We start from the raw sequence: 13,724 nt of genomic DNA, 5'->3' as shown, positions 1-13,724 counted from the left end.
CGCTATAAAAACTCCGTGCAGATGATCACGTCACAGGAATCAACGCGCATCGAAGGCCACTCCATAAATGAGCTTCACCGGTTGCTTTGTTTCGAAAGCGTCGGTGCAGGTATGTCCCTAATTCTGCGTAGTGAAAGCCTAAAGAGAGACGCGAAAATTGAGTATCTGACCTGTCCTAAATCGCGGCGTGAGCACGGCTTACAATCGATTGATTGGGTCTTTTCTTATTTTGATGAGTTGATTACTCTTTTTCTTGAGACTAGTTAATCAAGTCTTTGATATTGAAATGAAAAAATACCGATTTTTCTGCGACTGAACAGAAAATTATTAGTTTGCAAGCTAACGATTTTGCACGTGCGGAAATTTTTCCTTGCAAAAGCGCCTAGCAGCATTTCTGACTTGTTCTAATCTTGGGGGGATGAAGGCGCTGCGGTCAGATTGAAAGCATCAGAGTGATGCTTGCTTTTTTGCGATCACGATGGGCATGCGCCGTAACGAGAGAGAAATAGCATGCGCGGTATAACTTTAGGTGTACTGAGTCTGTTGTTGTCAGGCTGTAATGGAATGCCAAGTCCAATTACAACCGCAGAAAGCTACCTCGGGTATTTCAACGTTCATTCAAGCTCCCCGCGGGCCTATCAGGTTCAGGGGGTAGCCGTTCAATGGAATCAAGACATTGCGGTTACCGTGGCTCATATTCCGAACCTAAACAATGTGGTGTATAGCTGTAGTTCTGGCTGTGATCTGGTGTTTTTCAGGCATACAGCCGAGGGGCCGTTACCTGCTTGGCGAAACGTTGAAGCAGGTGAAGCCGTAACAGCGGTAGGTTCTAGTCCGCTTTCCATTGATGTGAAGGGTGAGGGAGTCGCTAAAAATACACGAGTGCGGTTAAGTGACGTCTCCGACCCTACGCCTTATGCGGTACATGACGGACCGATCATGGTAGGAATGTCGGGTGGTCCTGTTTATGGTAAGGACGGTGCAGTGGTTGGGATTACGATTGGAATGCATACTGATCCCCCCCCTCGAACTGGCGAGCTTAGCGGCACTAAACGTCTCAGTATATTTCTACCCTATGACATAGTTCACAGGGAGTGGAGGCTTTATAGTGCTCGTCAAAATGCGATGAGCTTTGAAATCATGCGAATATATAGATGACGATTTGGCAATTGGTTTAGAGGTAAACCCCAAGGTTGATCATGAGTGCGGAGTTGCCTAGCAAAACGACTTCTCCGCCAATTTTTCCTACTTTTAATCCTGCGGATGGGATGATTGCAGGTGCCGCTCCATATCGATTCAACGGTATCTTGTCTTTGTATTCTCCTCGATAACCCTGAATGAAACCACCCGTAACTTTCAGGTAGAAGGGGCTTTGTTCACTGTCGAAGCGCTTACCTGCGTAGGCGTAATTAGACCTCTGATTGAAGGAGTTGCGGAACGTAGCACCGCCTGCGATCCGATTTAACTCGTCCCGATACTCCAATCCGATCAGCTTCTGATTATTGTTGTGCTCTGGGGCAGGATTAAAGTGCATTGTGTAGACACTAGTCTGCAGATACCAATTATCAGCTTCATTTGCTTGAGTCAGAAAAGACACCAGAGTTAAACCTAAGATAGAGATTAGCTTTAAATTAGACAAAATCAAAAATTCCCGATCCGAATATTTTAGAATTAGCAGTTATTTCTGAACGATGCGAATCCAGAAAAAGCGCTTGTTTGTGGGTATTATAGTAAATATTCTAACCTGGAATTTTAACCAGGACGGGTACTAAAAAAGCTTAAAAATTGTTTGAATTTTAAAAGAATTTAATGTGGTGTACATATTGGTCATGATCTAGAGAGGGTGCGCTAAAATTATCCGATCGTCGTTATGCGAGAAATTTTTGGTTAGGGATTTATCAATGTGACTCATGAAATCATAAAGCGAATTTGATGTGAGTGATTGCACGCGCCAGATTTGATGAGGCGCTGAAGTACAACATCTTAAAGGAAGTTCTCTATGCCTTCGGCTGCCGTAGATTAGTGCGTGCCTGATTTGGAAGTTGCCAACGCAGAATTTCTCAGCGTCAATTCCAGCGGCGAATGTTAACTCATCATTCAGTAGTAATACATCAAAGTTTTCGAACGGCTCGCAAGAGTAATGAGTCATGGTCATCAACTCACGAAGCGATGAAACTGAGGCGACACGAGGGTAGCCAAATCTGTTGATTAGCCGTTTGAGTTTGATTTGGTTGCATAATTGCAAATCAGCGATTAGTACTCTTGACGTTAATTCGTGCATGCTTGCATGTAATTATTGATGTGGATAGGAGTTAAACTGTGCGCCTTGCATGTGAGTTTTTATATAGGATATATTCTAAAAATTGTGAAACGCTTAGGATTTGACTGGACTATAGTGGTTGCACCGCATCTCGCTTGAGAAAAATCTCATTCGCTCAATAGAGGTCAATGGTTTGCTGGTGTCCATATACTCGCCCGGCTGTGCTCTTCGGATAAACCAGATTGTGGGTGCCAGTTCTTCGATATAGTTTATGTAGGGGGGGCGCTTGCGTGCAGCTCTGTGTCGGAGAGTTTCGCTAAAATTCTGCCGCGTCTTTTGTGCCAACGTCATAAATAAAGCAATCCTAAAAATTTCGCTAAAGCCAATTGTCGCTTCAAAGCAATTGTTTTATGGGGTTTTTACTTCGTGCAACTACTTTATTTTGACTGTCAGTAGGAATTCGTTTTTCTGACTCGTCAAAAAGCCAATGCACTCCTTTCTCGGTAATATGGAAACTTCAGGTGTTCATCTGGTGCTTCTTAAGGTGAAGAATAACTCAAGGTAAAGTGATGGCAATTAGGTATTTCATCCGCCCAGGCGACAAAACTAGCTGCGGTGGCCGTGTTCTGGGCTCAAACGACACCAAGGTTCTTTCTCTTGCCCATTCTAGAGAGGGTGACTGCGTCACTTGCGGACAAGACGGGAAGATCTATGTGATTATAGGTGGGATGTCCCTCGGCTCGAACAAACCGTCTAGACCTGGGAATGGAGGTAGATTGGCTAGTACCCTGGACAGTGTCAGTAGTTGTCCCTGTCAAGCCACACTGGTCGCTTCGATATCCAACAAATCCTATGATTCTATGTAGGCGTTAGTGTTGATGGGCCCCCAAAGATAGAGTGCTGCTGCTCTACTCTAAGTTAGAGCAATCATGTGCCAGAGAGGTTGCTGCGCATATCACGTGTGCGACAAAAAGGAAAATTTAGTAATGAAAATGGCAAGATTTTATAGACGTGGCGGCGATCCAAGCATACTTGCTGAGCATCAGAAGCTGTACGAAGAGCTTAACAAAGCGACGCATCCTGCCTGTCCTTATGTGAATTGGAACTGGGTGGAATATTTTTGCCGGTGCGCCCCTGATTGGTTTGTCCAGCGCCGACCCGCTTGCCGCCCGACTCGAAAGCTACATCGAAATGATCGAGCCGCCGCCCAAGGTTCGCATTGCCGTGCAGACCTATTCACTTGCTAGGATGATGGTGGAATCTGGTGCTGGACTAACGGTGATCGATCCGTTCACCGCTCTCGGTGCCTCACCTGCCATCCACCGTTGCTCATCACCCTGTACGCGGTGACAGGCGCTACAGAACCGCTGCCCCATACGTTGAATGACTTGTTGAGGTTATTCAGTCGCCGGGCCCAGGAACAGTTTGATCGTCTGCTTCCGATTCTGCCTCTGACCGAGGACGAACCTCGTAGAGGTAAATAAATTCTGCGATACCTAAACTGAGCCAGGCGTGACTGGCTGAGTAGAGCAGGCGAAGTCAAAGCCCGTTCACATCCACCGCATGCCCGTTATCCGTTTCCGTCTGGCCAAGCCATCTACCCAGCCCCGCTAGCCATTTAAACGGATACTTCATGCAGCCACAACGCCGCTCCGACTCCAGATCCGTCAAGGCCAAGGTTGTTCAAGAGTGCCCCCTCCCCAGCCCGGCCCGTCTATTTCGAACGTCGCAGACCATAGCCTTAACGCGAGCCTCGTCCACAAGTGGACTCTGCTGCAATCTCATAAAAGTGCGAAAAGCTGTTAGCCACTCTCGGAAGGCTACGATTTTTAGTGAGTTTCATTCGGCGGCCATGAAGTCGAACGGTTTAGCCGTAATGAATTGGCCTGATGCCTCACCGGTAAGGACACGGTCCATGTCCGTCCCGAGATCCAGTTTGCGGATATGCGTACCTTTAGAGAAGTCGAGCTTCTTCAAATCCACCCAGAAAACGTTGGGTGAAATTGCCGATTCGCCATAGAAAAGCATGCTCTTCTGATCAGCCACCACACGCCAGCGAGTCGTGGAAAGGTTCGGTGCATCAGGAAGGCTCACTCCATAGGGTACTGAAGCATTGCGAATAACGCTGAAAACAGCGGCGGCTGAGATCCGGGGGGCGTCGCTTTGGGTCACTGCGTTGATGTAAAAGCTAGCGCGTACGAAACGGTCTTCGGAGCGGCCACTACCGGGAAGGAATTTGAGAGGGTCGACCGCGCTCCAATATTGCTGGTTGGCGAGTTGGCTGCCGTAGGGCGGGTCGTTCGTCACCACTTGATAATTGCGGTCATGATAGATGTTCAGCTTTCCTCCGATCCACTCGAGAACAGCACTGTCGCCAGAGGCATCGGAGAGAGTCAAATGCAGCGGTGCGAGACTGCCGGGACGACCGGGTACCTCACCGCTCACCACCGCCATTGGGTGCGAGTGCGTATATTCGACAGCCTCCGAAACCGTCGCGAATTGATCGAGGTAGAACTGTGCCCAGATTGAGAGCGACATGCGAGGCGTCTTCCCATCGTCGACCGGAAACTCCGTGGCGTTGAGCCATAGTAAGCTGGCGTTGAGGCCCGCCTCGTTCATGCCGTCGACCGTCGAAATGTCATAGCCAGAAACGGCTAGGCTGCCGAACTTCGATGTCCATTCGATCGAACGCGGACCAGAGGCACCATTACGCTTCATCCCGCGAGGAAAGGCCCAGAAGTTGCTGGCCATGGGATCTTTGAAGTCCATGTTGCGGCCCGTCATGTTCCTCCCATCAGGACCATGGTAGACAGCCCTTGTACAGGCCTGGGCATCGGCGGTCAGCAGCGCCGCGGCGGTTGTCAAGGTGGCGAGAATGAGTGTGAATCGAGACATAGTAAATACCAATCCTTTAAAAGGGCTGTGCGAAACCATTGCCGATTAGCACCGATAGGTCGCCGGGCTGATGAGGCGCGTGTCTTAGAGGTGACCGTTGTGATGATAATCAACTTCGAGCATCTTGTAGCCCAGCGAGGCGGAAAGACGATCTCTGAAAATGTAGTTAACAGCAATCAGCGTAGAACATGTGAAGGCTGAGCCTGCGCCAAAGCCATCAATGTCGTCCAGTCCCTGAAGGGATAGCTATTCCGTCAGGGGAAGGAATGCGCGCAGGTCGACCAGCGGATCGACCCTGCCCTAGCTTTCGTCGTAGCTGGCAGGCTCGCTCAAACCACCGAGGCTCCCGGTAGGCTTCGCATTTTTAGAGATGTGCCAGAAGCGCGCTGGCGAAGGCACCAAGTGTGAACTGAGGCGTATCCATGACCCGGTAGCCGTCCGTAAGTGTTACGTTGAATGTTTCGTGTCGACCTTCTTATCAATGTTGCCACCCGGCGGTATTACGCCGACGGCGGATTCAACCGGCCTTTGCCACGCCAGACCTGATTCGGCGCCGGCACATCAACCTCTCGAGTCAAGGTGTTCGGAATGTCAGGCCGCTCAACCGACGCTTGTCTGTAGGTATTTGATCCAGGTTGCTTGCTGACCAACTCCAGTTCCCGCACCAGGCCTCGCACCCGATCTGCTCGCCGTCTTCCTGCATCACCGACACGATACTGCGGCTACCGGCAGCGCGACCTTGCGTAAATAGTTCGTTGACCCGACTGCGCAACCGAAGATGCTCAACGCTTGGAGTTCGGCGCCTGAGGCGGTGGGCGTAGTAACACGAACGAGTGACATCAAAGCGCAAAGCCAATCGACCGGCTCTTGGGCCCTCAGCTGATCAATCAGCGCGTGCGCTAGTGCTCTTCCGACATCAAGAGCGCGGTAGTCTTTTTTCAAAATGGATTTCTCCCGCTCAAAGCGAGCAATTCGAGTTTACAGCTCCTGGATTTTTTGCCGTTCAGGCGTCAGCGCCTTGCTCTACGGAGTAACGCCAGTGCGCTCTTGCTGAAGTTGATTAACCCAGCGACGCAACGCGACTCGACAACACCGAGCGAACGGCAAGCTTCGATATGGCTATAGCCTTGATTGAGCACGAGGCCTGCGACCTCGCGTTTGAGTTCAGCGGAAAAAGAACGACGTTATTTTGTCATCAGGCACCTCTATCTGGCGAGCATTCTCGCTTAAATGGGTGTCCGGTTTAATTAGACCACTACACTTTGACGTTTTATGCGGATTGTAAGAGTGGACCCTAGCTCAACGTAGTCTAATTCTATTAGGACTGCTTCGCCACGCCTGACAAGAGTATCAAACATAATAAAAAAGGCAGTAATTACTGGCTAGTGTTTGGATGCTGTTAAAGGGGTTATTCGAATTACCGGGACTTAGAACCCATGACTAAAGCTTGCTCGCTTGAATCAAGCGGTGTGGCAGGTAGTGATGGTTGTGATTGTTGCGCGATCATAAAAATCTTTTTTTTAATGTTTCGTATATTTTTATTTTTGTTTTTCTCAGCTTGGATTTGTTCTAGGAGACTCAGCCGATTGAGCTCTAAGTAATGCTCAAAGGAAAAATCTATGAATGACTTTATGGCTTCGAGTCGTCGCGTACATGTCGATTAGCTCGCCGCCGCACCTCGCTTGGTGGAGCAGAGGCGTTCAGCCAGCGATGTTAATTCCGCAGAGCTGAAGACGGCCAAGCGCTCAAGTTTCCGCTCAAGGGGGGGGGGGGGCCTCGGCTAAGAGCCCGCTCGTAGGCTATCGCAACGTCACGTAGGTGGTTTTCGACGGTGTTGAGACGTGATTTGTGAAGCAAATCATCGGCCCATAGGTTTGCTAGTATCACTGGACCTCCCTGCACCAGCAGGCATGGCCTGAGGCGGCTGGAGGCAGTCCGGATCATTCGGATTTCGCAGCAAGGCACGTCGGGCATCACTAGCTCCACCTCTGCAGCGTTTCCAAACATATACCATAAGAGCAATACCTGAAAGAAACCGGGCCGATGGTGCAGGTATGAGGAAAGCAGTCATGAAGACGCTGTTGACATCAACCCTCTGTCTGATCTTCAGTCACGCGGCGCTGGCTGCCGATAGTGGCGATGCGGTGCTGGTCAAACAGGGTGAATACCTGGCGCGTGCCGGAGACTGTGTAGCCACACTGGCGCAGGTGGAAAGCCGTTTGCCGGCGGTTTGCCAATTCATACCCCGATCGGCGGCTGTACTCCAGCAACATCACCCCGGATAAGGACACCGGCATCGGCTTTACAGCTTCGAGGATTTCGACCGGGCGGTACGTCATGGCATAGCCCGTAAAGGCGACACACTGTAGCCGGCCATGCCATACCCGTCTTATGCGAAGGTCACCGACAGCGATATGCAGGCGCTGTACGCCTACTTCATGCGGGGGGTCGACGCCGTCAGTCAGCCAAATCAGGCATCGGACATTCCCTGGCCGTTGTCGATGCGCTGGCCGCTGAGCTTTTGGCGTCTGGCCTTTGCGCCCAAGGTTGAGACCGCGCCTGCACCGCTGGCGCAAACGGACCCGATACTGAAGCGTGGCGCTTATCTGGTCGAGGGGCTGGGTCATTGCCGTGCCTACCACACTCCACGGTCAGTCATGCTCAACGAAAAGGCACTATCGGCGGCAGATGGCCCTCTGTTTCTGTCGGGTGGCGATCCGCAGGATGGCTGGGTCGGCAAGAATCTGCGTGGCGATCATCGCGATGGCCTGGGCAGTTGGAGCGAGGATGAGCTGGCGATGTTCTTCAAGACCGGTCGCACTAATCGCACGGCGGTGTTCGGCAATATGGAAGAGGTGGTGGTACACAGCTTGCAATACCTCAGCGATGAGGATCGCCTGGCCATGGCACGCTACTTGAAAAGCCTGCCGCCGCGTCAGGCTACAGACACGCCGCACCAGCTTTATCCGACGGCAGCCCTTGCGTTGCATGACAGTGATGTGTCGGCGCCGGGCGCGCGGTTGTATGCTGATAGCTGTATGGCTTGCCATCGCAGCGATGGCAAGGGCTATGCGCAAGTTCCCGGCTTTGGCGGGCAACCCGGTGGTGACAAGTGATTCGGCGCACTTGCTGATTCGTCTGGTGCTGCAGGGTGGCACGCTGCCGTCGTCCCACGCTGCGGTGACCTCGTTCAGCATGCCAGCGCTGGGCTGGCGCCTGTCGGACGAGAAGGTTGCCATGGTGTTAAGTTTCATTCGTAGCGCCTGGGGCAACTAGGGAGCAGCGGTTCAGGCCAGTTAGGTGGCGGATCTGCGCGAGGGTATCGAACCTCAACAGTTACTGGCACCCGGTATGCAGAAGGTAGGAGCCACTCGTTGAGTTCAGCTCGTTGGGCGGGTGCTCTCGCGTACGATCAGTTCAAAGCCCAGATCAACGGTTTCCGGCACCGCGGGGAGGGTGCCGGTTTCGATCCATTTCAGCAGCCGACTGGCGACCGTACGGCCTATCTCCAGTGGATAGGGGCGTACGGTGGTCAAGCGCGGCGCGCTGAGTTTACTCAGAGGTAGATCGCCAAAGCCGGCAATCGCCAGCTGCCTCGGCACCTCGATTCCGCGTCGGCGGGCTTCGAACAGTGCGCCAATGGCTAAAACGTCGTTGGAGCAGCACAAGCCCTGGGGTTGGTCTGCGGTCTTGGCCAACTGGTCGAACACCTGGGTCAACACCACCTCGGAAGTGCTTTCTTCCAGTGCGATAATCGTCGCCGTGCAGCCCTTTTTCTCCAGCCAGACACGAAAGCCCTCGGCACGCTTTTGCGCGCGATGGTCAAGGTGCATGCGCGAACCGACATAGGTGAAGCGGCGCATGCCGGACTCGTACAAATGCTCGGCCAGCGCTGCGCCGACATCTTCGTGAAAAAAACCGACCTGAAGATGAAACGGCTCGTCACCAAGTTCCCACATTTGCGCCACCGGAATGCCGGTGGCTTCGAGCAGCGAACGGGCGGCGTCATGCTGGTTGCCGGTGAGCACCAGCGCCGCAGGCGACCAGGACAGATGCGCCCGTAGCAGTTTCAATTCGCGGTCGGGGTCGTAGTTGCTGTTGCTGATCAGCAACTGATAACCGCGCGCTTCGAACACCTCCTGCATAGCCTGCAAGGTCTCCGAGAAAAACGCGTTGATCATCGACGGCACGATCACCGCAACGGTGCGGCTTTGGGACGCGGCCAGGGCACCGGCCAGGCGATTGATGGTGTAGCCGGTTTCAGCGATGGCCTCACGGATGCGATCGGCACGCTTGCTGGAGACGGCATCAGGATCGCGCAGGAACAGTGAAACGGTGCTGGGCGAGACGTTTGCACGCTCGGCGACTTCGTCCATGGTCACGCGGTTGCCTTTGCGACGGCCCGGGTTGCCGTTGGCGATGGTTGCCGGTAAGTCGCTCATCTGTTTCCTCGGATGCAAAAGTCCAAGAGAATGAAAGCAGGGCGCTTTCAAGTCAATCACCAGCGCGCCAGCTCGGCAATATTCGAATGCGAACAAAAATGCGCTTAAAACGAAGGAAAAATCGTAGCGCTACGATTTCGCTTGGTTTATGCTCGCCATGTACCGTTTAGCAGCGCTGCGATTTTATCCGGGCGCCTACCCAACCCGCGTTGGAGAACAACTATAAAAAATGAATACGTCCCTGTTCACCTTTCTTAGCATGCTGTTCTTTACCGGCCTGGTGGCGGCCATTTCCTGGTCCTTCACCCGCAAGGCCAAGGACGTCGGTGCCCACGGCTACTTCATGGCCAGCGGCGGTCTCAATGGCTGGTTTATTGCCGGCTCGATGATGCTCACCAACTTGTCCATCGACCAGTTGATCGGCCTCAACGGTGATTCCTATGCCCACAACCTCAGCTCTATGGCATGGGAAGCGACCGCCGCCGTTTCGACCATCGCCCTCGCGCTTTTCTTTCTGCCTCGCTACATGCGTGGCGGTTTCTCGACGCTGCCGGAGTTCATCGAAAAGCGCTACGACGTCACCACCCGTCGCCTGGTCAGCGCCCTGATGGTTGCTACCTACACCCTGGTCCTGAATCCGGCGTCGCTGTACCTGGGGGCTATCACCTTCAATCAGATTTTCGACCTGCAAGGCATTCTCGAGTGGTCTTACCCGGCCACCATCTCCTTGCTGATCGTAAGCACCGGGGTGATTGGCGCGGCCTATGCGGTACTGGGTGGCCTGCGCGCAGTGGCGGTGTCAGACACCCTCAACGGCATCGGCCTGTTGGTGGTGGTGATCCTGATCCCGATCATTGGCCTGTGGACCCTTGGCCAGGGCGATGTGCTGTCCGGTGCGCAGGCGATCATGCAGGACTCGCCCGAGAAGCTGAATGCCATCGGCGGCCCGCAGGACAAGGTGCCGTTCGGCGCCATCTTCACCGGGATGATCGTCGCCAACCTGTTTTACTGGTGCACCAACCAAGCGATCGTGCAGAAGAGTATGGCGGCGAAAAACCTCGCCGAAGGCCAGAAGGGCGTGCTGTTGTCCGGCTGCCTGAAGCTGCTGGTGCCACTTGCCATGTTGATGCCCGGTGTCATCGCCTGGCACTTGTTCCGCGATCAGCCGCTGTCCAACTCCGACATGGCCTATCCGGCGCTGGTTTCGGTCCTGATGCCCTGGTGGATGAAGGGCTTCTTCGTGGCGGTGATATTCGGCACCGTGATGAGTCACTTCAACGCGATCATCAACGGCACCGCGACCCTGCTCACCTACGACTTCTACAAGCCGCTGCGGCCCCTGGGCGATGATCAGGCGCTGGTACGCTTCGGCAAGCGCGTGAGCATCCTGGCGGCGCTGGTCTCACTGGTCGTGGCGCCAATGCTGATGTACGCGCCGGAAGGGATCTACGCGGTACTGCGGCGCTTCACCGGCTTCTTTAACATGCCGATCATCGCCATCATGCTGTTCGGGTTCTTCAATGCCCGCGGCGGCGCATTCCCGGCCAAGCTGGTGCTGGGGCTGCATGCCTTGTGCTACGCGGTGTTCGTGCTGGGCCTGAAAATCGACGTGCGCCTGGGCATCAGCTTCATCCATGTGATGGGCATCATGTTCGCCCTCGAGATGCTGATACTGATCGCCTTGCGCAAGCGCTACTCCCGGCCTGAACCCTATGTGGTGCAGACATCGAGCCGGATCATGGACCTGACACCATGGCGCCACGCGGGCAGCTTCAGCATCGTCTTGCTAGGGGCCTTGGTGTCGATCTACCTGACTTTTTCTCCGCTAGGAGTGGCCAGTGCCAACGGGCCGAGCAGCTGGTATGTGCCGCTGTTGGCGACGGTGTGGGTCGTGGCGCTGGCCGCCATGAGCGTGGTTCGCCGTCGCTGGCGCCAGCGCGAACCTGATGCCAAATCCTCCCTGCCTACCTGCGAGGTGCAATCCTGATGATGTCTTCAACTTCACTCGCCACTGCCGCTTTCATCCAGGCCGAAGGTGAAATCCGCTTGGTCGTCGATGGCCGTGTGTTGTTCTGTCACAGCGAGCGCAACCCGGCAATCTTTGTCGGCCAGGGCGAGGCGGACATCAGCATGCAGCGTGGCAACTTCTCGATCCGCGACTATGTCCAGGAACGGGTCGCCCTGCGTCACGCCTGGCTGGACCAGCCGGCGCGCCTGGATTTTCGCGCCTGGGCCGATGGCCCGGTGCTGCTCAGCCTGAGCCTGCAAGTGCAGGACAACGTGTTGCGCCTGGTGCCGCTGAATGTCGTTGCGGGCATCAACCGCCTGTGGTTGCGGGTACCGGCAGCAACCGATGAACATGTCTGGGGATGCGGGGAGCAGATGTCGTATTTCGACCTGCGCGGGCGGCATTTTCCGCTGTGGACCTCGGAGCCGGGAGTAGGCCGTGACAAGTCGACCTGGCTGACCCTACAGGCGGACAATGAAGCCAATGCCGGTGGCGATTATTACCACACCAATTACCCGCAGCCGACCTACATTTCCTCCCGGCGCTATTGCCTGCATGCGGTGACCACGGCCTACGCCGACTTCGATTTTCGCCATGCAGAATTCCATGAACTGCAGTTCTGGGCGGTGCCCGAGGCGTTCGAGTTTCTGCTCGGCGATGATTTTCCGCAGCTGGTGAGCCAGGTATCGAGCCATTTCGGACGCCAGCCTCGCCTGCCAGAGTGGGTCATGAAAGGCGCAATCCTTGGTTTGAAAAACGGCCGCGAACACGCCCAGGCGCGACTCGACGATGCGCTTGCTCAAGGCGTTGCGATCAGTGCCCTTTGGTGCGAGGACTGGGAAGGCTTGCGCATCACCTCCTTTGGTAAACGCCTGTTCTGGGACTGGCAGTGGAACAGCGCGCGCTACCCCGATCACGCAGCCTGGGTCGCCAGACTTGAATCGCAGGACATCCGTTTCATGGGGTACGTGAACCCGTACCTGTGCAACGACGGCCCGTTATTCCAGGAAGCGCAGCAAGCCGGTTATCTGGCCACGCGAATCGAAGGCGGCATCTACCTGGTGGATTTCGGCGAGTTCTTGTGTGGCGTGGTCGACTTCACCTTGCCGGCGGCTGCGCAGTGGTTCGAAGAGCGAATACTGCGTCACGAGATGCTCGACAAGGGCTTGTCGGGCTGGATGGCGGACTTCGGCGAGTACCTGCCGATCGACCTGAAACTGGCGGGCGATGCCGACCCGATGCTCGAGCACAACGCCTGGCCGGTACGCTGGGCCGAGGTCAACGCCCGCGCTATCGCCAATGCCGGCAAGACCGGCGATGCACTGTTTTTCATGCGGGCCGGCTACAGCGGCGTGCAACGTCACTGCCCGTTGTTGTGGGCGGGTGACCAGTCCGTGGACTTCAGCCGCCACGACGGATTGCAGACAGTGATCTGTGGTGCACTTTCTTCGGGCTTGCTCGGCAATGCTTATCACCACAGTGACATCGGCGGCTACACCAGCCTTTACGACAATTGTCGCACCACCGAACTGTTCCAGCGCTGGGCCGAGATGGCGGCGTTCACCCCGGTGATGCGCACTCACGAAGGGAACCGGCCGGACCAGAATCTGCAGTTCTGGCAGGACGTCGACACTTACGCACATTTTGCAGGCATGACCCGGCTCTACGTGGGCCTGCGACCTTACCTGCAAAGCCTGGTAGAGGAAGCCGAGGCCAGCGGGTTGCCGTTGCAACGTCCGCTGTTCCTGCACTACGAGAATGATCCCGAGACCTACTCGATCCAGGATCAGTACCTTTATGGACAGGACCTGCTGGTGGCTCCCGTTCACGCTGAAGCTCAGAACGAATGGACAGCCTATTTGCCCCTTGGCGATCAATGGCAGCACCTGTGGAGTGGCGAGCGCTACGCCGGCGGCCAGCGTGTGACGGTCGCCGCGCCCCTGGGCCAGCCCCCAGTGTTCATCCGCGTTGGCAGTCGCTGGCAGGCGACCTTCGAAGCCCTGGTGGACCTCGCTCAGTGAGCTGAATGCCTTCTTCGTACAGAGCGCTCCGTGCGCCTCCTTCACGGGAGGCGTCGGGCTTCCCTGCGCCTTGATATTGCCAATACTCGAGTAAGCGA

The 13,724-nt window shown here is 54.9% G+C and carries 5 protein-coding genes and 3 pseudogenes; 4 read left to right on the top strand and 4 right to left on the bottom strand.

The annotated features are described in order from the left end of the window. Positions 1-1,174 precede the first annotated feature (1,174 nt). Positions 1,175-1,597 (bottom strand): sn-glycerol-3-phosphate transporter, encoded by a 423-nt coding sequence (locus tag HU754_RS26215; protein WP_275959763.1) that lies wholly within the window; start codon positions 1,595-1,597, stop codon positions 1,175-1,177. A gap of 1,785 nt (positions 1,598-3,382) precedes the next feature. Between HU754_RS26215 and HU754_RS29550 the strand changes: the two are divergent. After that, positions 3,383-3,744 (top strand): annotated as a pseudogene (locus HU754_RS29550) (type 2 periplasmic-binding domain-containing protein); the annotation flags it as partial. Between the two features lie 355 nt (positions 3,745-4,099). On the opposite strand, the gene HU754_RS26210 reads toward HU754_RS29550, so the two are convergent. Both HU754_RS26210 and HU754_RS26205 read right to left on the bottom strand, forming a co-directional pair. Next, positions 4,100-5,155: a linear amide C-N hydrolase gene (locus tag HU754_RS26210; protein ID WP_186624035.1), complete on the bottom strand. Its 1,056-nt coding sequence runs from the start codon at positions 5,153-5,155 to the stop codon at positions 4,100-4,102. Positions 5,156-5,685: 530 nt separating this feature from the next. Further along, a pseudogene (locus tag HU754_RS26205) lies at positions 5,686-6,339 on the bottom strand (transposase); the annotation flags it as partial. Positions 6,340-7,224: 885 nt separating this feature from the next. Between HU754_RS26205 and HU754_RS26200 the strand changes: the two are divergent. Next, positions 7,225-8,431: pseudogene (locus HU754_RS26200) on the top strand (c-type cytochrome). Positions 8,432-8,535: 104 nt separating this feature from the next. On the opposite strand, the gene HU754_RS26195 reads toward HU754_RS26200, so the two are convergent. Further along, positions 8,536-9,597 (bottom strand): LacI family DNA-binding transcriptional regulator, encoded by a 1,062-nt coding sequence (locus HU754_RS26195; RefSeq protein ID WP_186624033.1) that lies wholly within the window; start codon positions 9,595-9,597, stop codon positions 8,536-8,538. Between the two features lie 229 nt (positions 9,598-9,826). On the opposite strand from HU754_RS26195, the gene HU754_RS26190 reads away from it, so the two are divergent. Further along, a complete protein-coding gene (locus HU754_RS26190) occupies positions 9,827-11,584 on the top strand; it encodes a solute:sodium symporter family transporter (protein ID WP_186624031.1) in 1,758 nt (585 codons plus the stop codon). After that, the gene (locus HU754_RS26185; RefSeq protein WP_225919945.1) at positions 11,584-13,626 is read left to right on the top strand and encodes an alpha-glucosidase; all 2,043 of its coding nucleotides are present in this window, start codon (positions 11,584-11,586) and stop codon (positions 13,624-13,626) included. Before HU754_RS26190 ends, HU754_RS26185 begins: the two co-directional genes overlap by 1 nt. The last annotated feature ends 98 nt before the right edge of the window (positions 13,627-13,724 follow it).

The sequence above is a fragment of the Pseudomonas zeae genome (genome assembly GCF_014268485.2).
In the GTDB taxonomy this organism is placed as follows: domain Bacteria; phylum Pseudomonadota; class Gammaproteobacteria; order Pseudomonadales; family Pseudomonadaceae; genus Aquipseudomonas; species Aquipseudomonas neuropathica.
Note: the sequence above shows the minus strand (reverse complement) of the source record. Positions and strands in the feature narration are given on the sequence as shown.